Raw genomic sequence first — 23,412 nt, 5'->3', positions numbered from 1 at the left:
TTCTACTCTCAATTGATAACTGTTATTACTTTACAAACTAATGTGACAAAAATCGCTACTTTGAAGACACAAAAAGAAACAAGGGCACATTAAGTACCCTTGCATAAAAGATATGTATTTAATTTTTTTCAGTTAGGGATATGCTCTAACCATTTTATGATATTTGAAATGTAAAATCCGCTCATTTATTTACATGGGAGAAGGATAACCTTCAGATTATCCCCCTCTTACTTATAATTCGTTCCTTCGTTTATGACTTTTAAAAGTCTAACGTGGGTTGATTAGAAATCTACTTTTACTGAAGTAGCAGAAACTACGTCTCCATCAGTATCAAGAACTTTGAATATTACAGTACCGTCGTCTCCTGAAACTACTTTGATACCATCTTTTAAATCAACTGAACCTGAACCAGCGTCGAAATCTCCCACTGCTGTTATTGTAAATGTTCCGATTTCAGTATCAGTTCCATCAGTGTAAGTTCCATCTGCATTCTTGTCGATGTATAGTTTTCCATCAGCTAGGTGTAGACGTATTGATTGAGAAACTGATTTTTTCATTGTGATACCGCTGATCTTTGGATCAAGATCTCCTGAGTCAGTCTTAGTTAATGCTGTGCTGTACTTAAGTGTTGTAGAGTAAGTAGGTGCAGCTATTGACTTAAAGCTTACTGACTTAATCTCATTTCCTTCATCAACTACAGTGATTTTCTTAGTGTAAGCTAATCCAGTATCAGGATCTATAACTTTAATTGTTGCAGTACCAGTTTTGTTTGCTTTAACAACTATCTTATCTCCAGCGATTTCTACTCCGTTTGTACCGAAATCTGGATCTAAAACATCAGCTCTTGATTGAGCTACAGTTACTTCATCAGTTACACCAGCAGCTCCTAGTAATACACCTTGAGAAGTAAATTGATTTAATTGGAAAGCAACATAATTATCATCTGACACATCAATAGTTGTATCAGTTGAGAAGCTATCCTTATCTGTGCCAGATACAATTTTTGTTGCATCTGCATCACTTATAGGCTTGTATAATTCTAATACTGATTTAGAAACGTCACCATTTTCTAATACAGTTAAAGTTAATGCAGAGCTACCTATTCTGTAAGAATAAGAAGAAGAATCATAGAAGCTTAAAGTAGTAGTACCTGTATCTCCAGGAGTACCTAATGGAATTGCTGTTCCATCTTCACTTGCATCAGTAGTTACTGAACCAACTTGAGTTGGGAATATGTCTGCATTTGAGCTCTTAACATATATCTCCTTGCTCATTGGATCTCCATATTGGTCAAGTGCTACTAATTCTATTGTTACTTCTTTAGTTTCAGCAACTTTAAGTGAAGTAATTGCAGTATCTGTATTGTGTTTTTCAACAACTACTTTATTTAATTCACGTTCGTCTTTTACTACATTGATAGAAACTGTTTTTGTAGTACTTCCATAAGTAATAGTTAATGTTGCTGTACCAGGAGCCATAGCTTGTAAATCACCATTGTCATTTGTGTATACAACAGCTTGGTTTGAAGATTTTACAGTAAAGTTTCCTGGATAAACTGTTTCTGTGTTACCATCAACGCTAACTTTAATCTTCTTAATGTTAGCTTCTTCACCTGTAACTAATTTTGTACTATTTTGATCAAAGTCACCATCAACATTGTATAATACAACGTCTGTAATAGAACTTGCAACTATATCTTGGTTCTTAATTGTTATCTTCTGTAAAGGAGAAACAATTATGTCTGAACCCTTAGTTAATGTAACTTGGATGTAAGGACTCTTGCTTGTGCTTCCATCTAAGTAATCATTTAAGTTTGCTAATAATTTACCAGTAGTAGTATCATCAAATATATCCGGAGTTATATTTCTTCCACCAGTTTTTGCAGTTACTGCTGAGAATTCTACATCATAACCAGCTGCTTGAAGATCAGCTACAGTTGTTGCGTTACCATTTACTGTTATAGCAACATACTGTTTTGATGTATCATTGTCATAAGTAGCTTCTTTTATTGCTACTGTATCAGCAGATACTCCGAAAGTAACTTTGAATTCTTTAGAATTTACTTTTACAGTTACTTGTTCATCAGCTGATAATGCATCTGCTAATGTAACTGTTGCTGTTGTTCCAGCTGCATTTACTGATACTGCATCTACTGTATGATCTGATACAGTAACATCAGCTGCTTTTAATTCAGCTAAGTTTTTACCATTTATTTCAATCTTAGTGCTGCTAACAGCTTTAACTGTGTCAACAGTTAATTCACCATTTTCATTGATTATAGCTTCTATATCATTGTATATAGCCTGTGAAACTGATCCTGTTCCACCAATTACAGTAACTTTAGTGTCTTTAGTCTTGTTGTTAGCAATGTAGTTGTTAGCATTGCTTACAGCTGTTGCGTTAGCTCCTGCTCCAGTTAATACAACTGGTGCTGATGCTTTTGCTGCTGCTGCGGATGCAACTAATGCGTCAGCAAATCCTGTAGTAGTTGCTCCACCTGCTGCTACATATATATTTTCTAATTTTAAGTCACCTTTGAAGTGAGCTAATACTGCTAAGTTAGTTTCAAATCTAGTAGCACCTTCTGCTACTCTTGTAGCGCTAACTGCATTTAATACAGATGCTGGTAAAACTCCTGCTCCACCAACTGCTACTACATCAAGTCCTGCAGCTACAGTTTTAACTGGTGCTGGAACTTCATTTTTGTTTCCAAATAATACTGGCATTCCCTTAGCTGCTGCTATAGATGCTACTGATAAAGCATCAGCATATCCTTCAGCGCTTACAAGAACTCCTGCTTTAGCGCCAGTTTTAGCTAAAACTGCTTTAGCTACTTCTGCGTTAGTTTCGTATCTTGAAGCTCCGCCTATTCTTGTTACTGAATAGTTAGCTTTTAAAGCTGCTTCCATAGCTGGAGTAACTGTTCCAGTTCCACCAACGATAACTATGTTTTTAGCTCCTAATGTAGCTAATGTAGCTTTTAATTCAGCTGTAGGCACGTCTACTTTGTTAGTTAATAATATTGGAGCATTTAATGCTTTAGCAAGTGGTGTTGCACTTACTGCGTCAGCATATCCATATCCATTTACTAAAACTACTGTTTCAGCAGTTCCAAATACTTGTTTTGCAACTTCCATTGCTGTAGTTTCTCTGTTAGCTCCTGGTACTCTTGTAACCTCAGCAGCTGCTTGTACATTTGTTGCAGTAACTGTTGAAGTTAATACTAAGCTAAGTACTGTAGCACTAGCTAGTGCTCTGTTTCTCTTTTTCATTAAAGATAACCTCCTCAAATTAAGTAAAATTGTTTATATGTTAAAATATATTTAAATATTTTACTAACTAATGTAACTATTGTAAATTATAAAGGTTAATTATTCCAATTGACTTAAGGTTTATTATAGCATAGTTTATTTTGCATTTCTACACTAATCATTCATTTTTTTTAATAAGTAATTAATTTTTTATTTTCCCATAATATATGTACGTAGTTTTGAGTGTATTAGTTTGTCATATATTACTTTTTTATAAAAAATTTCTTTTTTTACTATTATTAACCTCATTTTCTATTATACAGTAATATTCCCCTTTTTTCTATACCTTTTATTTTGTAATTTATGGTAAATAGCTCCAGAGATTTTTGATTAAATTTTACTTATCGCCTATATTATTCTACATATTGTTAAAAAATCCTTCTTTAGTTTTTAAGAAATTTTAAATATTAAATATTTTTATACTTATAAGTCTCAATTGCTAAAGCTCTAAATACCATTACTTTTTTCCCTTTTTAAAACACCGTTATCCTAATAAATGTAAATATAACATACCACTTTTGCAGACTTTTGAAGTTAACTGGTTATAATATTGCAATTTTCAAGGATTAAATAGTTCCTAACTAAAGATAAACTAATAATTCAATAGTCACTTCTAGTAATTGACAGTTTAATTCTTTCTACTATTTTTCCTATAAGCAATGTGATACAAATACAAATTATAGTAGATGATATCAAAAAGAAGCTGCTTCCTAGTGATATATCCTGTTCCTTCATCCATTTCATATAATAGTAAAGTATTGAAGGATGTGCCAAGTACATTACATAGGATTTATCGGATATAGCCTTTAAAAACTTAAATGGTAAGTTATTCCTAAGGTTTAATGAAAATATAAGTGCAATGGCACTTAATGAATATACTATTATAGAAGGTCTTAAAAAGGTTGTATAATAATCTATCAGCTTACCTTCTAGTACTCCCTGTATGGATTCCATCATTATTAATACAGTACATATTATAAATAATAGAGTTGTAAATTTTTTGTATCCTTTAAGCTTACCTATATATGTATATAGCCTTCCACTTATATATATTCCAAGCGAAAAGTAAAATATCCAAAATAATATATTCCTTTTTGAATAAAAATCTAAAGTTAAATTAGGAATATTATAATAGTGACCTGTAGTTAAAATTCCTGCAGTTATTAAGAAGGAAACTAAAAGCCCTATCTTTTTCTTCATAACAATATAAAGTATCGGAAATAGTATATAAAGCTTTACTATCATAGGAACAAAATAGAAATGATAATATGCTTTATCTCCGCTCAATATAAGCGAAGGCCATGTATGAAAGTTTTTGTTATTGCTTATTATGTATAAGTAAATAAAACACCATATCAAATATTCTGGTACTATAGATAAAAGCCTTTTAAATTCAAATTTAAAGTAATTTGTATTCTTTTTATAGCTAAGTGCTAAACCAACTCCTGATATAAATACAAAGGCAGGCACAGAAAATCTGGCAAGTTGATTTATTATTAAAGTAATATAATAAAGTTCACTGCCTTTATCCTTAACTCCTGACAAAGTATAAGCTGATGTATGAATTACAATTACTGCTATAGTAGCAAGTGCCCTGCATACATCCATTTCTAAAATTCTCTTTTTATTGCCTTTTGTATTATCAGGATCTTTATTAATATGTACATTTCCTTCATGCAACTTCATCCTTTGAGTCACCGTCCCCTAATGTTAAATTTTAAGTATTGATTCTCATAAATCTTTTCTAATTATCAATTATTGGCAATTATTTGTCAACTATTTCTAACATTGGAAACCTTGGGGACGGTTATCACCTATAATTACCTTTTGAGGACGGTTAGCAATCATTAGTTAAATAATAACTTTTATTCATATATTATTTATTAACTAATTATTAAGTATTTATTAAATTTTCCCATATATGCACTATATATGAATCATATATATATTTTATTTTAATATTTGATTGTCACAATCTGGTTACAGCTTCAATACATTTTCTTTATGCTTTGCGTTCATCAAATTAAACCTAAAAGCGACTTTTAGTGCTATAATACATATATTTAATAGGATAAATAATTGATATACTTGTCCATTATCTTCTTATGTTATATAAAAATTGGAAATATATTGTCTTAAGTTGAAAATATATTGGTTTTTTATTATAATTAAAGCTACATAGTTAATTTATTATAAAGGAGAAATAAAATATGGGGTTATACAGTAAGTGGAAAGACCTAGTTGTATACTTTGTTCAAACTCAGGGGGAAGATGCCTTTTGGGATGAATATGTAAATGTTGAAGAAGGTATAATTAGAAAGATTCTTATTAATCATAAAAACGTTTTTAGTGGAAAAGTTGTAGATTTATCCAAAGAGTTTAATACATCTCCTGCATTATTCATTGGAGTAGTTGATGGATTGAATACAGCGTTAAAAAATCCTCTAAATTTAGAAGACATACAAGAGGATACAGAAATATCAATTGATATAGACTTTGAAAAATTGTACATAAATATAGCAGAAGCTGAAGCTGAAGAGTTATCAAGTCTTCCTGAATGGAATGTAATTTTACCTAAGGAAAAGCTTGCAGAGCTTAAGCTTAAGTACAGCCCATCTAAAACACTAGTTACTCCTGAAAAAATAGGAAGAAACGAAGCTTGTCCATGTGATAGTGGGAAGAAATACAAAAACTGCTGCGGAAAGTAAAAAAGTCAGCCCTCGGGCTGACTTTTTATTTTTAGTTAAAATATATATCTGAAAACTCTATATTTATCTTTTCTCCCTTATTTGTACCTGAGGGCACATCCATATTTTTATCTTCATCCTGAGAAAGTACTTTTACAGGAAGTTTAATAAAGAATTTAGACCCATCTCCCCATCTGCTGCGAGCCCATATCTCCCCACCATGGAGCTCTACTAGGGATTTTATCAGAGATAGTCCTATTCCGCTGCCTTCATTGTTCCTTGATAAGGATTTATCCACTTGTACAAATCTATCAAATATGGACTCTAATTTATCTTCTGGTATTCCTATCCCATTGTCCTCTACAGATATCAGTACATATTTATCTTGATCTTCAAAATTGACTTTTATTTCTCCACCCTTAGGAGTAAATTTCAAAGAGTTAGAAAGTAAATTGAGTATCATTCTCTCAACTTTATCCTCATCGCAAGCCATTATCTTTTCTTCTATATTTGTATCAAATATAAGATTTATATCTTTATTTTTTGCATATTCCGTTACAGACAAGGTTATATCTTCAACAAGGCTCACTATATTACAGTTATTAGGGAAAAGCTGGAAATATCCTGCATCAATTTTTGTTATATCTATTAAATTATTCACAAGCCTTATAAGCCTGTAAGAATTTTGCTTAATCAAATCCTTGTATCTAAAAAGTTTTTGTATATTTTCACTTTTATCAGTTATATTCATGTTCTCTAATATTATATTGGCTACTTGAAGGGATGTGAGTATTATATTTAAAGGAGTTCTTAATTCATGGGATAGGTTTGCAAAGAAGTCTGTTCTTAACTTTTCGTATGCCACTGCTTCATTTAGCTGGCGAGTTTTTTCAGCCACAGTTGTACGCAGCCTTTCCTTTGCCTTTCTATCTGAAATATCCTGAGATACTATAAGCATTTGGTCTTCTCCATTGTAAGGACACTTAGCTCCAATCCCTTCTAAGTATATATATTTTTTGTCCTTTACTCTAAAAAATCTACATTGACTAAAGGGTTTTTCGTTGCTTTGTATTACATCCTCATAATCCTTTTGAAACTGCTGCTCTTGATTCTTTGTAAATCTTAAGAAGTCACTTACTTTGTTGCCTATTACCTCATGAGATTCCTTTGCCCCCAATAGCCTAGCTCCCGCTTCATTGCAATATAGATATCTTTCTTTATCTCTTATGTATACCCCTATAGGCAACAGCTCTACAAGCCTTTTATATTGCTCTTCACTTTCCCTTAAAGCTTCTTTTACTTGTTTAATTCTTTCTTGTTCTTTTAATAGTTGATTATTATTTTGCTGAAGTTCTGCATTACGCTGCTTTAATTCTTCTTGCAGCTGCCTATTACAAACTTCTACCTGATTTCTTAATTGAATTTCCTTAATCTTGCTTAATCCCATTTCTGCAAATATCTTTGCAAGACTTTTATAATAACAAATTATATCTTCAAGTCGCTCTTTCTCTATTATAGGTACGCTTTTTATACTTTCTAGATAAGCCTTTTCATCCACTCCAAATTTTTTAGCTTGGTCTCTAAACATTTCTAAATTTGGCTCTTTTATAAAAAATTGACCAATAACAAAGTTTGCAATAATCTCTCCATCTATTTCAATAGGAACAAATGCACTCATGAGGCCATTTTTACATTGATTAAGAATATAATCTTCTCCTCTTTCTACTTCGCTGTCCTTCATCATTCCTATAAGACAGTGGGTTTGAGAATCATATATTTCCATATGAAACTTTTCACATACTATTTGCCATCTTGTATTTATGAGCAATTTTCCTTCTAAATTTAGTACCCCGTGGGGCAGTCCTGTAACACTGTAAAACTTATCCATTAACTTTTGAAGCTTTTCCATATCCACTAATTCTTCAAGTTTATATTTAGCCATGTTATGACCTCCAAGTGCTTTATCATAGGCAATACATTGTATATTAATAATTTTTCTGCATTTTTTGACAATCACTGATGTTTATATATTCTACATAAATAAAAAAACTCCTTGAATTTTAGCCAAAATATTATTCTTTATTTTTGTCTCTAAAACCTCTTATCTTTTTTCTATAATAAGTAATTGTGGCGGATAATTTATTTGGTTTGTAAATTCTAATTGCGCCACATTATACTCCTTTTGATTTAATGTTTTTGTATAATTTTCTAAAGCTTCCTTTTCGGCTTTCCCATTTTCATGTCCATGGTATATTACAAGTATTACTACTCCCTTAGGCACTAAAAGTTTCAGCGACTTTTGTACCGCTTCAATTGTGGTGTGTGCTTTTGTGGTAATGTTATGCGAAAAAGAAGGTAGATATCCTAAGTTAAACATAACTATCTTTACTCCACCTTCCACATATCTATCTATATTTTCGTGCCCATCCAATATTAAATTTACCTTAGTCTTTATATTATTATTTTCAAGTTTTTCCTTTGTGGCCTGTATAGCTTCACTTTGTATGTCAAAAGAGTATACCTCTCCCTCTTCCCCTACAAGACTTGCTAGAAACAAGGTATCGCTGCCTTTTCCCACGGTTGCATCCACCACCTTGTCTCCATTCTTAATCTTTAACCTGCATATTTCTTTTGCTATATTCATAGAATTTGTAAAAAACTCACTCATAATACCCTCCGCTTTTGTTTAAATATAAATAATGGCTAAGATTACAGTCCAGCAATAACCGAATTTCCTAAGCAATTATTATTGATTCTTTGATATTTATATTTTTATTTGATGATTTCATCTAAATTATATCCGCTTTTTCTTAAATAATCCAATTGCATTTTTAACTTTTGCTCATTTTCCAAATATATATTTAACGCTTTAAATCTCCCTTTTAATTCATATTCTCCTAAGGATGCAGGTATAAATATCGTTTGTCCCTTAGTAAATCTTTCTTCAGCTTTATTACTTGTCATTCCTTCCTTATTTTCAGGGGATAATGTTTTTTCATCCTGTGAAGATATTTTATTATAAGATTCACTATAAATTATAGTACCTTCACCCTCAAGAAAAGTATATATATGAAACTTCTCTCCTTTTGTGCTTTCTTTAAATCCACAGGACGTTTCATAAAGCTTTACACAAAAGCATTTGTTTAAGGCAATGTATGTTATAGCAGTGTTTTCATTTTCGATTAACTCTTTGTTCCCTTCATCTTCAAGAGAATTTATTACAGATATGCTGGCATTTTCAGTTAGTTTCATTCCTTTGTATTTTTCTTTGCAGATTTGCTTATTACCTGATTGATTACTTTTTTCACTAAAATTTATAACTTCAAGTGCCTTATTTAAATGAAGCTCTCTTTCATTTCCATTGGCATCTTTTCTATTATAATCATATATTCTATAAGTTATATTTGAACTTTGCTGAATTTCTGCAATTAAAAGTCCTTCACCAATAGCATGTACCGTTCCTGAGGGTATATTTATTATATCCCCCTTAGTTACTTCTATATAATTTAGGCACTCCTCTACCCTTTCTTCATCACAAGCTTTCTTGAACCTTTCCTTGTCTACACTATCCCTTAATCCACATATAAGCTTTGATTCAGGCTTTGCAGCAATTATATACCACATTTCATTTTTACCTAAGGAATTATTCTCGTATTTTTTTGCATATTCATCGTCAGGATGCACTTGAACAGAAAGCTTGTCATTAGCATCAATAAACTTTATGAGTATGGGGAACTTATCCTTATATGTTATATATATATCTTCCCCTAAAATTTCTGCACCCTTTTCCTTTATAACCTCATATAGCGTTTTTCCACTAAACTCTCCATTACCTATAATACTAAGTCCATCCTCATGGCAAGAAGCTTCCCAGCTTTCGGAAACCTTTCCTTCTGGCAAAACCTTTCCCAAGAACTCCAGATTTCTTCCACCCCAAATATAATTCTTGTAAACCTCCCTAAATTTAAAGGGGTAATACATTTACTAAATCCCTCCAATTAGTCATATCACTAAAATATATGAGGGATTCATCAAAAAAGTGCCACCCACATGGCAAGTGGCAAGTTATATTAACTTGCCACTTGCCACGTGGGTGGCACTTTATAATTCTTCATCTCTCATTTCTATTTCAGTTCCTTCTGGAGCCTTTATCTTAAATAAATACCCATTTTCAACTTTGTATATTTCACTGCCATTTTTTAATTTAAAACTATTGTATCCAAGTCTCCTTATTCTGTTATATTCTTCTTGAACGTTATCTACTAAAAAGCACATATGTACTATTCCTTCATTTAAAGAGTTCCATTTACTTAGCTTATCTCCCCTTTTGGCAGTTTGAAGCTCAATCATAAAGGATCCTAGTTTTATCCAAGTATTAAAATCTCTAGTATGAAAATTAGGTGTCTCTTGAACTATTTCAAAACCTAGTATCTCTGTATAAAATTTTAATGATTCCTTGTAATTTTCTGTTTGAATACATACATGATGTATAGATTTTATGCTCATTTTATTTCTCCTTACCTACTTCACTATTTTTACATATATAAATTATAAATTATAAAAACGGTTAACAACAATTAAATCCAGTAAATAGTTGTTAACCGTTCCCATTTTAAAGTTTCTCGTTACTTCCCATGACCTCACCAAACTGATATTGTTCTTTCATTTTATTATCTTCCTCTGTAAATGGAAATGGTTCACTGCCTACATCTGAACCTTGTGTTATATGCTGTGGCATGCCGCTTAAGTTATCTTCAACTTTTCTTATAGTATAAGCCTTATGGTTAGGATTATCATTTCTCATGCTTCTCATACTTTTCACCTCTCTTAAGTGCTTTGCAAACTCATCAACTACTTAGTTATTATTTGTTTGTTAAATAAATCTATGCAAATATTAGAAATATTAGTGCCACCCACATGGCAAGTGGCAAGTTACATTAACTTGCCACTTGTCATGTGGGTGGCACTTTCCTGCTATTTAGCCACCAAGCGTTACGTCTTGTTTATCATACCACTCTAGAGCCTCTGAAAAATGATTAGGCTTGAAATCTGGCCAATAGTCATCTATTACATAAAAGTCTGAATATACAGATTGAACTGGAAGTAGTCCGCTTAATCTTCTTCTTCCTCCCCATCGTATAATAAGATCTATTCTTGATATATCATGAGACTTTATATTATTTATAATGTTCTTTTTCGATGCATCAGCTGTTTTTAGCTCATTTAAATCCCATTGCCATCCATAATTTATTAGGAAATTAACTCTAATTCCTCCCTTACCAAAGGTTCTTCTAGTGGTGAAGGATTCTAGTTCCTTTGGAAAGGCTGGCGAATCTGTATTTCCAACTACTAATATTTCTGCATCTTCCTTAGTAATTAGATTTACTGATTCAATGCATGCATCTGTAAAGGCCTTCTTTTGTTCACTTGGCCTTTTTGTATTATCTATGGTAAATCCATAGTATGTGATTTCCTTAATTCCAGTTTCCTGGCATAACTTAAAGGTAGCTAGCCCTGGATCAATTCCTATCTCATATCCCTTATCTTTAGGCATTCCATTAGCAACTGCCCATCTTCTATTACCATCAGGAATTATTCCAATATGGTTTGGTAATCTCATTTTATTGTCACCCCGAATTCTCATTATATTTTTAATGTTTACTATGATTCTATATTAAAATTTTATAATATCTCTATTATATATGAAAATATTCCTAACCTCTATATTTTATATTAATTATACGTCATTATTTATTTTAGCCAATAAACCCCTATTTATATCTTAAACTTCTAAATAATTTAGCTTATATTTAAATTATAGCTGTTAAACCTTCCTTGCTTTTAATCATGTGTTAATTATTATTTTTTAGGTAATACTGTATTTAATGTAATAATTATTTAAAGACAAGGAGGATTTCAAATGAAATTAAAATTAATCTCATTCGTATTACTTATGTTCACTATACTATCTTTCGGATGTGCTAGAAATATCAATCCTACGCCAGTGCCAGGAACAACCAAAGATCAAACTAACACTCAAGCTCAATATCAAACTCCTCTTCAAGCCCAAGATCAAGGCAAGGCTCAGGAAAATAAGACCGACGTTGTAACAACTGCATCTGTAGTAGACAATGCCGCTGCTTTTGAAAAGGCAATTAGCAACAAAGGCACTTGGATTATTGCTATAGTAAAAGACCTAACTATTAATAAAGATTTAGTACTTGATGGTGAATTTAAAAACGGTAAGAAAGATAAAGATGGTAAAGATATTGTTCAACGTAAAGTAGCTCTTTACACTCAAGATGAAAATCGTAATGTGACTAATAGATTTACTTTAACTGCACCAAAGTTTACTATTAACAGCCCAAAGGCTAGTATTCAACATGGAACTTTTAAAGGTGACCTTTATGTTTCAGCTAAAGACTTCGAATTAATAGATGCTACAGTTAATGGGAATGTATATTTTACTAATAATGACGCTAAGTCAACATTTAAAATGGATGATAAAAGTAAAATAACTGGAAAGCAAGAATTAAAAAAATAACTTTTACTATAAAGTTCATAATAGTTTAAGGGACGGCTAACAACTATTAATAATAAATAATTGTTAGCCATCCCTATTTTTCACACTTGCCACTTGCCATGTGGGTGGCACTTTATTTTAGTATATATCCGAAAACTCCATTTGCAATTTTTCTTTATATTTTGATTCACAGGATTCTTCACTTATTATATTATTTTCTGTTCCTTCAACATTCACTACCTTCACAGGAAGAGTTATAGTAAACTCACTGCCCTTCCCAAGTTCACTTTTTACACGAATAGTTCCCCCCTGTATTTCAACAAGGGATTTTACAAGAGCAAGACCTATACCACTTCCTTCTTTTTTTCTAGTTATAGACTTATCAATTTGAGCAAATCTCTTAAAAATAAAATCTAACTTATCTTCTGGTATACCTATTCCTGTATCTTTTATAGATATTTCTACAAAATCGCCCTTATCATAAATGTTAACGAATATACTTCCTTTTGCATCTGTAAACTTTACTGCATTGGATAAAAGATTTAGTATAATCCTTTCAATCTTTTCTTCATCAAATGCAATAATCTTATCCTCTACTTCTGTATCAAAGATTATATTTATTCCTTTTGACTTTACAAAATCTGCAACTGATTGCACCAGTTCTTCAACTACATACACTATATTATCATTAGTTAAATTAAGATTTAAATATCCACCATTTATCTTTGTGGTGTCAATTATATTATTGATCAATCTAAGGAGCCTTAATGAATTTTGATTCATTATAGTAAAATAATATTGAATTCTATCATCAGCTAAGTTCTTTGATTCATCTAAAGATCTTAGAAGCTGTATCGTGCTGCTTATAACATTTAACGGAGTTTTAAGTTCATGAGACATATTGGAAAAAAATTCCGTTTTTACCTTATCATATTCCATAAGCTCTTCTACTTTTTTATTACTTTCATCATTTTCAGAATTAAGTGTTTGAATTCTTTCGTTAGCTACCGCTACCTGCTTTGCAAGTACTAATGCCTCTTCCACTGAATCCTTTAGTGTTAGCAAAGTATTTACTCTTGATAACAACTCATATTTATTAAATGGCTTTCTCAGATAATCATTAGCACCACTTTCAAAGGATATCACTAAATTTTCCGGCCTATTATCTGCAGTCATAATAAGTATAGGCAGCTCAAAAATTGAATACTTCTTTCTAATTATATTGCATATTTCATAACCTAATAAATCTGGAATCATCATATCAATAATAACTAAATCTAAATCTTCATTTTTTTCCACAATTTCTAATGCTTGTTTTCCTGTTGAAGCCTTTAATATATATTCACTAAGATGTGAAAGATAACCTTCTAGTACTCTTTGATTCACATATTCATCATCTACTATGAGTATTTTATAGTTTTTACTAACCTTAGTAGTTAAACTCCCACTTAACTCACTATACTTATCATTTGATATAAGATTTAAATGCTCATAATTTACTTCTTTTAACATATCTTTGGCGCACTCATGAGTATTATTAACTTCTTCTGCAGAACTCAGTGGCAAACTAAATGTAAACTTACTCCCTTTCCCTATAGAAGATTTAACCTTTATATCTCCACCATGAAGCTTAACTAATTTCTTTGTTATATAAAGTCCTAATCCCGTACCCCCATACTTTTCAGAAATTCCATTACCTTGTTCATATATATTGAAGATTGTATTAAGTCCTTCTTTGGGTATTCCAATTCCAGTGTCCTCTATAGACACTTCTATATAATTTTCTTTTACGCTGTAAGATACTATTACTTCCCCCTCATGTGTGAATTTAATTGCATTCCCAATCAAATTATAAAAAATCTGCTGTATTCTATCTTCATCTCCATCAACATAGGGCGCTCCTTCATCTACCAAATTAACCAACTGGATAGATTTATTATTTGCTGATAGCTCACAAAATTTTATTACCATTTCTAGTAATTTGTTAATTTTTACCGGCTTCTTTTGTAATATTATTTCGTTATTTTTAAGTTTAGAAAATACTATAATATCATTAACTAAGTTAGATAGTCTTATTGCACTTGATTTAATCAAACACAAGTTATACTTTTCATCCTCAGTCATATAATTGTTAGCTCCCTCAGCAAGATTTTCAGATAAACCAATTATCCCATTTAGCGGCGTTTTAAGTTCATGGGATGTTACAGCTAAAAAATCATCTTTTAAATTATTTAGGGATTTAAGCTTTTCTCCTATATCTTCTGATCTTGAAAGAGCTCTAGCTTGCCTTTCTGCCAAGACATAATAATTAGCTACTATAAAGATAAATACTCCTAAAGGGGCAAATGAATTGGTTATAATTATGCTGTACTCATATAAAAAGTCATTTATTCTTGTTATAAATAGTGCAAAAAGACCTACTACAGTAATATAATCATTGGTTTCTGCATTGATATATACTTTACATATTTTAAACATCATATAAAATATTAGCGATAAAGCTAAAACTTCAAAGGGAACTATTAATTGAATATAATACTCTGTTGGACTTATAGCCACTATGAAAAAATATAAAAGACCTGAGAAACTTGAAACTTTTACAACCTTTTCCGAAAGTATTCCGTCATAATTTTTGTTAATAAACAATACAATGAAGGGCATATATAAATAAAAAGTCCAAATCATTATCTTTACTGCAAATAAATAGCTAAAGTCAGGAAATACAGAAATAACGAATCTTTCTCCTATAAATATTGTTCTAATAGCAATTAAAATACAAACTATTGCAAAATATAAAGGCGCTTTATTCTTTTTCCTTTTAAAAAACACTGCTAAATTATAAATTGCCGCTAGAACACTGCTTCCAAAAAGGAATAAATCAAGGGCTTGCTTTTTTTCCTCATAGGCATCTATTTCTGAAGCTTCTCCCATTAATATGGTATCTATAAATCCAAACTTAGCGTAAAAGTTACTAACTTGAAGGGTCAAATATACTTCTCCATTTTCTGTATAAAAAGAAGCTGTTTCAGGCATCAATTTTGGTTTCATTGCATTTCTATTTTTGCCTACTTCTCCTACAGATACCACCTCACGATTATTAGCCCAAAGTTTATATGCATTTTGAATGTAATCGATTTTAACTGAGTATAGATAATCATCGCTACTGACAAGAATCTTCAATCTATAAGTTCCATATCCAGCTCCCCCCAAAGTTCCTGGAATAGAAGCATAGGTCTTTTTTAGATGTGCATTCTCAAAGTCTTTTGGTTCTAAAAATTGACTTTTATAAAACTCCCACTCTCCATTTAACTTGGTCATTCCATCACTTTGAAAATCCCAATTTCTTAAATCTATTACACCATTTTTAGCCACAGGACTTGGCTTACTGGTATTACTTACATTTAAACTTCCATTAATTATATATATAAATATCCCTAGGGTAATTAAAAGCAAGCTACACAATTTTATTTTTGACATTTTGATATTTTTCATAAAACTCCTTCACCTTTACCCTTTTTTTATATTAATAATAACAAAGGTGCCACCCACGTGGCAAGTGGCATGTTCTTTTCATTCTATTGTTTTAAGCATAATTTTACAATCTCAATGATTTGGATGCCGTCAACAACTAATATTAGTTATTACTTATCTCCTTTTATAATAACGCAACTTTTGATTAAAAAATATAAAAACACGTGTTTTTTTGCCAATTTAGCAAATAATATATTTATATTAAAAATAAGCAGTAGTAAGGAGGATTTCAAATGAAAACTAAGGTTTTATTATCTGTACTAGTTCTATCACTTGCTCTATCTGTTGGATGCGCTAGAGAAAATACTAATAATCAATCACCAAATACAACACAAAACCAAAATCAAAATCAAGGAAGCAAACCAGATGGTGTAACAACCGCATCGATAGTTGATAATGCTGCAGCTTTTCAAAAGGCAATTGGCACAAATGGTACCTGGATTATTGCTATAGTAAAAGATGTAAGTACTGATAAAGATTTAGTGCTTGAAGGCGAATATAAAAATGGTAAGAAAGATAAAGATGGCAAGGATATAATTCAGCGTAAAATAGCTCTTTATACTCAAGATGAAAAACGTAATGTAACTGCTAGGTTTACTTTAACTGCTCCAAAATTAACTATTAACAGCCCAAATGCTAGTATCCAGCATGGAACTTTTAAAGGAGACCTTTACGTTTCAACTAAAGACTTTCAATTAGTTGATGCTAAAGTTGATGGAAATATATATTTTACTAATGATGAAGCTAAAGCTGGATTTAAAATGGATGACAAGAGCAGCGTAACTGGAAAACAAGAAGTTAAGAAATAGTTTATATAATAATGAACTTAGCTTATCAATTAATTCGGATTACCTTTAAACCCTATGCTTGCCGTAGGGTTTTTACCTTTTATGTATAAGTTATTGCAGTTCATTATATGTTCTTTACTCCTTCGACAGATAATCACCTACTATTCCCATCAATTTCCTGATATTTTTTTTATAAAATAATATGAAAATCTATACTATTTTAAAATAGTTTATATTATAATATAATCTGTATCAAAAATTATTACAAATAGGGGGATCTTAAATGAAAATTAAGGTTTTATTATCAACACTTGCTCTATCACTTACTTTATTAGCTGGATGCGGAAGCAGACCTGCTGAACAAACAGCAACTAAGCCTGAAACTAAGACAGAAACTAAGGCTCCAGCTGAAAAGGTTGACACTGTAACAACTGCTTCAATAGTGGACAAGGCAGAAGCTTTTGAAAAAGCTATAAGCAAAGATGGTACTTGGATTATAGCAACGTTAAACGATATCACTATTGATAAGGACCTTGTATTAGAAGGCGAATTTAAGAATGGTAAAAAAGATAAAGATGGTAAGGATGCTATTCAACGTAAAATAGCTCTTTACACTCAAGACAAAGACAAAAAGGTAACTGCTAGATTTACTTTAACTGCTCCAAAATTAACTATAAAGAGCCCAACTGCTAGAATTCAAAGCGGAACTTTTAAAGGTGATTTATATGTTGAAACTAAAGACTTCCAATTAGTTGATGCTAAGGTTGAAGGTAACGTATACTTCTCTAGCGAAGAAGCTAAAGCTGGATTCAAAATGGATGAGAAGAGCAGCATAACTGGAAAGCAAGAAGTAAAAAAATAATACATAATTTTTAGTGCCACCCACATGACAAGTGGCAAGTTAATGTAACTTGCCACTTGCCACGGGGGTGGCACTAGTTTATTAATGCAATTATAGTTATTAAATTAAAAGTTATGTGTAGAATATTTGTAACACGTATTCCGCTAGTTTTGGGTTTAGAAACCGTCTTGTAAGCCCTAATAGCTATTGGCAAGGTTATATAAACTAGTAATGCTAATATTGGTAAGCCCTTTGTAATAACTAATATAGTTGTCATTACATATGCTGCAACTATTAATGAAACATAGATTGCTTTGCCAGCCTTAACTCCTAACATCACTGTAAGTGTTCTTATTCCAAGATTTTTATCCCTTTCGTAATCTCTTATCTCATTTGACATCATAAGTAGTGGAATCATCAATCCTGCTGGTAGCGCACCTATTACAGGGATGATAGAATATTCACTTGTAAATACAACATAAGAGCCTAACACCATTAAAGGTCCCATAAGCATAAGGGACAATATAGCTCCTAATCCTCTTTTCTTATATACAAATGGTTCCCCAGTATAGGCATAGGAACCTACAATACCAGCTATTCCAATATAAATGAGCTTTGGAGTACTTAAATACATGAGTATTAGTCCTATAAGCCCAGTTCCTGCTAAACATAACATGCTAAATGCAAATACTAAAAGATCAAAGGCAGTTCTTTCGTACTTTAAAAATTTATAGGTCCTTTCTCCCGGCCTATGATATTTAAAAGACCCTTCATAAAAATCATTTATTAAGTTTGCGCACCCCTGTACAAGCATGCCTCCTATAGTAACTAATACTATCTTAAACACATCTAATTTGAGGTTTCCTGTTAATAACTTTCCTTCCCTATGAGCCATTAACATACCTAAAGTGGTTGATGCCACAGCAAGTGTAAGAGATAAGGGTCTTAGCGCAATCCATAAATCCTTTACGAGTTTTATAATATATTCCTTTGTATATTTCATAATCACATCTCCCAAAAGTTTATATAAGCTTTACAACACACACTTAATTATACATAAGCGTGTTGAAAACTCAACAACAAAGTACTACAATTAAATAGTGCCACCCACATGGCAAGTGGCACGTTAGCGTCAACTTGCCACTTGCCATGTGGGTGGCACTACAAAAACAGATGGGGGATGTAAAAATGAAAAATATCAAGAAGTTATCAGCAGTACTATTAGCTGTTATGATGGCATTTACAGTTGGATGTAGTTCAAAAAATACTACACCTAAAACTTCAAAAGAAAATTTCAAATTAAAAATTGGAGTTATGCCAGCAGTAGACTCAGCACCTATATTTCTTGCAGCTAAAAAAGGATATTTTAAAGAACTTGGATTAGATGTAGATGTACAGGTTTATACAAATGCAATGAATAGACAAAGCGCTCTCCAGAGTGGTGAATTAGATGGAGCTATGACAGATGTTATTGCTTTAGTAAATAACGTTCAAAATGGTTTTGATATAAAGGTTACAACAAGCACAGATGGATCCTTCCCTTTCTTAATAAAAAAAGCCTTTGAAGAAAAGAAAGATATCAAAGTTGGGATGATGGAAGTAAGCGTATCCAACTATTTATCTGATAGAAGTTTGGGAGATAAATACAATGTAGAAAAGGTTTATATAAATGAAATTCCTGCTAGACTTGAAATGATTAATAAGGGTAACTTGGATATGGCTGTTATTCCTGAGCCAATGGCTTCTCAAGGAGAATTAAATGGACTTGGCAAAAAACTGATACAAAATACCGATGAATTTTCACCAGATATAATGGTATTTACAGGAAAAGCTATAAAGGAAAACGAGAAAGCAGTTAAGCTATTTCACGAAGGTTACAACAAGGCTATTGCGGAAATAAATAAAAACGATACTGAAGCAAGAGAAGTATTAATAGAAAAGCTAAAACTAAAACCAGAGATTAAAGATAAAATCATTTTACCAAAATACAATAAGGCAAGAGTACCTAGTAAAGAGTATCTTGAAACTATTATGGACTGGAACGAAAAGATACTAAAGAAAAAAATAGATTTAAAATATGAGGACTTAGTTGAAGGGAAATTCGTAAAATAATGATTGAAGTCAAAAACATAGATGTGTGTTATGGTGAGGAGAAAGCCTTAGATAAGCTTTCTCTAAATATCGCTAAGAATACTACTTGTGCTGTGATTGGTCCATCAGGATGCGGAAAGACTACACTTTTATATACCTTAGCCGGGATTATAAAACCAACTTCAGGTAATATATTTATTGGTGGCCAAAAGCTTACTGACATAAGAAAAGATACAGGGTTAATTCTTCAAGATTATGGCCTTCTCCCCTGGAAAACTGTTTGGGATAACATTGCATTTCCTTTAAAATCTAGAGGCTTTAAAAAATCTGAAATCAATGATAAAGTTTGTTCAATATTAAAAAGCTTAAGTATGGATGAGTATAAAAAGAAACTTCCTGGCGAACTTAGCGGTGGACAAAAACAAAGAGTTGCAATTGGAAGGACCTTAGCCCTAGAACCTGATTTGCTTCTTATGGATGAGGCCTCTTCAGCTCTAGATGCTATAACAAAGGAGCATATTCAAAATCTTATATTAAATATATATAAGGAAAGGCATCTCACTTTAGTAATGGTAACCCACAATATTGAAGAAGCTGTTTTCCTTGGACAAAGGATTATAGTTATGGGTGATGGAAAGATTAATCATATAATAAATAATCCATACTTTGGAGATGAAAATTTAAGAAACAACTTAGAATTTTACAAAATATGCCTTGAGGTAAGGAAGTGGTTAAATGAAGAAGCTTAAAGCCTTCATCTACAACAAAACTTTATATGGAATCTTTATAGTAGTGCTATTTTGGTACATACTTCATTTAACTGTAAGTTCATCAGCAATTCCCTCTCCCTATAAAACACTTTTAAACTTTATTGAAATTTTCCCAGGCATATTAAGCCTTCACTTATCAGTAAGCCTAGCTAGAATAACTACAGCAATTTTAATTTCATTAGTATTTGGAAGTTTAATTGGACTTTGGATTGGCATGAGCGAGAAGGCCGATGAACTTATAACACCCATAGTATACATACTATATCCGCTGCCTAAAATAGCCTTTCTGCCAATACTAATGATTTTATTTGGTCTTGGTAACACCCCTAAGGTTGTACTTATAATTATAATAATTATTTTTCAAATCATTGTAGCTGCAAGGGATGGAGTTCGTGAAATACCAAAGGAACTCTTTTATTCTGTAACCTCCCTTGGATTAAACAAATCTCAGACTTATAGGCATTTAATAATTCCAGCAGTGCTTCCTAAAATAATAACTGCTTTAAGAATTAGTGTTGGTGTGAGCATATCTGTGCTATTCTTTGGTGAAAATTTTGCAACAACCTATGGTATTGGTTATTTTATAATGAATAGCTGGCTAATGGCAAACTATGTTGAGATGTTCAGTGGAATATTATCCCTTAGCATAATGGGATTTTTAATATTTAAGATTATTGATATACTAGAAAATAAGCTCTGCAGATGGATTAAAATATAGTAAAATATAGTGCCACCCACATGGCAAGTGGCAAGTTAGTTTAACTTGCCACTTGCCATGTGGGTGGCACTTTTATTTATTTCCTTAAAGATTTAAGGCTATGTCCTTTAGATGTTGAAACCGTTCTTCCTATAGACCTTATCTTTCCTGAAATACAATTAAAGCAATGTCCTGGTGTATCATTTATGCATATCTTACCTGGATAAAGAGCATATAATTTTCTATAGTCCCCCTCAGTTATATTAGGCATAACAACATTGGCACCACTTTGAAGTGCTATTATTCTTCCATTTTTATTTAGAGTCTCCATAGCTGTTGTAGCAGGTATATTTATATCTGGTAATAAGAGCCTTGTTAAAGCCATAACCTTTAAGCTCATTGTAAATTCCCTGCCCTTTGCATCCTTTAAAGGAGTATCTTCATTAGGAATGAATGGCCCAAGTCCTATCATGTCTGCATCTATTTCTTTGAAAAATAATATATCATCTGCCAAAGATTCTATAGTTTGGTTAGGTAGCCCTACTAAGTTACCTGTTCCTATTTGATATCCTAATGATTTCAAATCTCTAATACATCTTTTTCTATTTTCATGACTCATAGCTGGGTCTAACTCTTCATATAGCTTTTCATCTGTAGTTTCTATTCTGATTAAATATCTATCTGCTCCGGCTTCTTTGTAAGCCTTATATTCTTCAAAAGTTTTTTCCCCTAAACTTAAAGTAACTGCTATATCCATCTTCTTTAAATTTGATATTATAGATGCAAGCATGTCTACTGTGTAATAATCATCTTCTCCAGATTGCATAACAATACTTTTGTATCCATAACCTACTGCCTTTTTAGCTAAATCTATTATTTCATCAGGCATCAATCTATATCTTTCAACATTTTTATTAGCTGCTCTTAATCCACAATATAAGCAATTACGTTTACATGTATTTGAAAACTCAATTATTCCCCTTAAGTGCACCTCATCTCCTACATACCTTTTTCTAACTCTGTCAGCTGCACTAAAAAGTTCCTCATTTATGCTATTATCTTTAAGTAACATAACCAGTTCTTCTTTGCTTAAATTATGAGTTTCCTCAGCTTTTTTGATTAATTGTAAGCTTTTATCATCCATTGCTACCATCCTCCTAAAGTGCCACCCACATGGCAAGTGGCAAGTTACACTATTTTATTTCTTGAAATTAACTTACTTATGGTCGATGGTGCCGCATTAAAATATTCTGCTATTTCCTTTAAGGAATAACATTCACTTAATGCACATCTTATAATTTTTATCTTTGCTGCGGTGAGGCATTGTTTCCTGCTCCCGTTCCTAATCTCCATAAGTATAGATTTATTTATATTTAGTTTTGAAATTACTTCATCTAATGGTTTACGATTTAGTCTTACAAAATTACTAAAATCCTTGCCCTCATTTGAAAATGGAGTTTCTTTAAGATTAAGTGCTGCCTTTGTAATTTCATAATCTTTATCTTCATGAATTTCATCTCCAGGTGAATTAACAAGCTTTAAATACTGCTTAGAAGCCCTTTCCCTACTGTCCCCTAAGATACTTAATATAAAATTAGCATTGATACCCGAATTTATGTTGTTTTTATAAAAATAATGACTGCTCCAAGGATAATTCTCTAAACTATCACATATATCAGCCTTTATTGGATTTCTATGTATATACCTTAAAAGCCATACTAAATAAGCATTGTTGTCAACTAACTTACTCTTATATCTACTATCAAATGCGTGACCTGTCCTATTTAACACACCTTTTATGTACTTTCCTAATAAATTGTCCAAATAAAACATTATTTCATTTATTGGAGATTTGTTGGTTTTTATAAGTAAATGATAATGATTATCCATAATTACATAGGCTAAAATCTCATAATCAAACTTTGTATTATATTTTTTCAGGCATCTTAAAATAAATGATTTTACATTATCATCTTGAAATATGTATTCTTTGTTATTTCCTCGCTGATAAATATGGTATATCGCTCCTTCATAGATAATTCTATTCTTTCTTGACATATGACTTCACTCCTGTAAATGGTATATCTAAACTATTCACATTTTCATAAAAAATATACATAAAATTAGAAATTCTATAAAGTATCATTAATTTATCAGCTAAGGGAACCCCTAC

19 protein-coding genes are annotated in these 23,412 nt (G+C 31.6%); 7 read left to right on the top strand and 12 right to left on the bottom strand.

Going from position 1 to position 23,412, the window contains the following annotated elements; genetic code table 11:
* Positions 1-281: 281 nt before the first annotated feature.
* A complete protein-coding gene (locus JOC70_RS06340; protein WP_204598049.1) occupies positions 282-3,272 on the bottom strand; it encodes a cell wall-binding repeat-containing protein in 2,991 nt (996 codons plus the stop codon).
* Between the two features lie 639 nt (positions 3,273-3,911).
* On the bottom strand, positions 3,912-4,997 hold the full coding sequence (locus tag JOC70_RS06335; RefSeq protein WP_204598048.1) for an acyltransferase: 1,086 nt from the start codon (positions 4,995-4,997) through the stop codon (positions 3,912-3,914).
* A 524-nt stretch (positions 4,998-5,521) separates the two neighbouring features.
* Here JOC70_RS06335 and JOC70_RS06330 point away from each other — a divergent pair.
* Entirely contained in the window at positions 5,522-6,019 is a 498-nt protein-coding gene (locus tag JOC70_RS06330) for an SEC-C metal-binding domain-containing protein (protein ID WP_204598047.1), read from the top strand.
* A gap of 31 nt (positions 6,020-6,050) precedes the next feature.
* Here JOC70_RS06330 and JOC70_RS06325 read toward each other — a convergent pair whose 3' ends face one another.
* From JOC70_RS06325 to JOC70_RS06300, 6 genes are all read right to left on the bottom strand, one after another.
* Positions 6,051-7,940: a PocR ligand-binding domain-containing protein gene (locus JOC70_RS06325; RefSeq protein ID WP_204598046.1), complete on the bottom strand. Its 1,890-nt coding sequence runs from the start codon at positions 7,938-7,940 to the stop codon at positions 6,051-6,053.
* A gap of 159 nt (positions 7,941-8,099) precedes the next feature.
* A complete protein-coding gene (mnmM, locus tag JOC70_RS06320) occupies positions 8,100-8,666 on the bottom strand; it encodes a tRNA 5-(aminomethyl)-2-thiouridylate-methyltransferase MnmM (RefSeq protein ID WP_204598045.1) in 567 nt (188 codons plus the stop codon).
* A gap of 104 nt (positions 8,667-8,770) precedes the next feature.
* Positions 8,771-9,979 (bottom strand): type I phosphomannose isomerase catalytic subunit, encoded by a 1,209-nt coding sequence (locus tag JOC70_RS06315; RefSeq protein ID WP_204598044.1) that lies wholly within the window; start codon positions 9,977-9,979, stop codon positions 8,771-8,773.
* Between the two features lie 120 nt (positions 9,980-10,099).
* Positions 10,100-10,504, bottom strand: a complete 405-nt coding sequence (locus JOC70_RS06310) for a VOC family protein (RefSeq protein ID WP_204598043.1) — start codon at positions 10,502-10,504, stop codon at positions 10,100-10,102.
* A 106-nt stretch (positions 10,505-10,610) separates the two neighbouring features.
* Positions 10,611-10,811: a hypothetical protein gene (locus JOC70_RS06305; RefSeq protein WP_204598042.1), complete on the bottom strand. Its 201-nt coding sequence runs from the start codon at positions 10,809-10,811 to the stop codon at positions 10,611-10,613.
* 165 nt (positions 10,812-10,976) lie between these two features.
* Positions 10,977-11,618: an undecaprenyl diphosphate synthase family protein gene (locus tag JOC70_RS06300; protein WP_204598041.1), complete on the bottom strand. Its 642-nt coding sequence runs from the start codon at positions 11,616-11,618 to the stop codon at positions 10,977-10,979.
* Between the two features lie 300 nt (positions 11,619-11,918).
* Between JOC70_RS06300 and JOC70_RS06295 the strand changes: the two genes are divergently transcribed.
* Positions 11,919-12,542: a hypothetical protein gene (locus JOC70_RS06295; protein ID WP_204598040.1), complete on the top strand. Its 624-nt coding sequence runs from the start codon at positions 11,919-11,921 to the stop codon at positions 12,540-12,542.
* 117 nt (positions 12,543-12,659) lie between these two features.
* On the opposite strand, the gene JOC70_RS06290 is transcribed toward JOC70_RS06295, so the two are convergent.
* Positions 12,660-16,013 (bottom strand): ATP-binding protein, encoded by a 3,354-nt coding sequence (locus tag JOC70_RS06290; protein ID WP_204598039.1) that lies wholly within the window; start codon positions 16,011-16,013, stop codon positions 12,660-12,662.
* Between the two features lie 272 nt (positions 16,014-16,285).
* Here JOC70_RS06290 and JOC70_RS06285 point away from each other — a divergent pair, with 272 nt between their 5' ends.
* The gene (locus JOC70_RS06285) at positions 16,286-16,861 is read left to right on the top strand and encodes a hypothetical protein (protein WP_204598038.1); all 576 of its coding nucleotides are present in this window, start codon (positions 16,286-16,288) and stop codon (positions 16,859-16,861) included.
* 262 nt (positions 16,862-17,123) lie between these two features.
* The gene (locus tag JOC70_RS06280) at positions 17,124-17,702 is read left to right on the top strand and encodes a hypothetical protein (RefSeq protein WP_204598037.1); all 579 of its coding nucleotides are present in this window, start codon (positions 17,124-17,126) and stop codon (positions 17,700-17,702) included.
* A gap of 73 nt (positions 17,703-17,775) precedes the next feature.
* Here JOC70_RS06280 and JOC70_RS06275 read toward each other — a convergent pair whose 3' ends face one another.
* Positions 17,776-18,684, bottom strand: a complete 909-nt coding sequence (locus tag JOC70_RS06275; RefSeq protein ID WP_204598036.1) for a prenyltransferase — start codon at positions 18,682-18,684, stop codon at positions 17,776-17,778.
* 185 nt (positions 18,685-18,869) lie between these two features.
* Here JOC70_RS06275 and JOC70_RS06270 point away from each other — a divergent pair, with 185 nt between their 5' ends.
* The 3 genes from JOC70_RS06270 to JOC70_RS06260 are packed head-to-tail and all read left to right on the top strand — an operon-like array spanning position 18,870 to position 21,260.
* Entirely contained in the window at positions 18,870-19,793 is a 924-nt protein-coding gene (locus tag JOC70_RS06270) for an ABC transporter substrate-binding protein (RefSeq protein WP_204598035.1), read from the top strand.
* Positions 19,793-20,521, top strand: coding sequence for an ABC transporter ATP-binding protein (locus JOC70_RS06265; protein WP_204598034.1), 729 nt, complete (start codon positions 19,793-19,795; stop codon positions 20,519-20,521). Before JOC70_RS06270 ends, JOC70_RS06265 begins: the two co-directional genes overlap by 1 nt.
* Positions 20,508-21,260 carry an ABC transporter permease gene (locus JOC70_RS06260; RefSeq protein ID WP_204598033.1) on the top strand — a complete coding sequence of 251 codons (753 nt, stop codon included), beginning with the start codon at positions 20,508-20,510 and terminating at the stop codon, positions 21,258-21,260. Before JOC70_RS06265 ends, JOC70_RS06260 begins: the two co-directional genes overlap by 14 nt.
* 76 nt (positions 21,261-21,336) lie before the next feature.
* Here the strand turns inward: JOC70_RS06260 and hydE are convergent, their stop codons facing one another.
* Both hydE and JOC70_RS06250 read right to left on the bottom strand, forming a co-directional pair.
* Positions 21,337-22,383 (bottom strand): [FeFe] hydrogenase H-cluster radical SAM maturase HydE, encoded by a 1,047-nt coding sequence (hydE, locus tag JOC70_RS06255; RefSeq protein ID WP_204598032.1) that lies wholly within the window; start codon positions 22,381-22,383, stop codon positions 21,337-21,339.
* A gap of 44 nt (positions 22,384-22,427) precedes the next feature.
* Entirely contained in the window at positions 22,428-23,297 is an 870-nt protein-coding gene (locus tag JOC70_RS06250; protein WP_204598031.1) for a transposase, read from the bottom strand.
* Positions 23,298-23,412 lie beyond the last annotated feature (115 nt).

This window comes from Clostridium pascui, from assembly GCF_016908015.1.
In the GTDB taxonomy this organism is placed as follows: Bacteria; Bacillota; Clostridia; order Clostridiales; family Clostridiaceae; genus Clostridium_AK; species Clostridium_AK pascui.
Note: the sequence above shows the minus strand (reverse complement) of the source record. Positions and strands in the feature narration are given on the sequence as shown.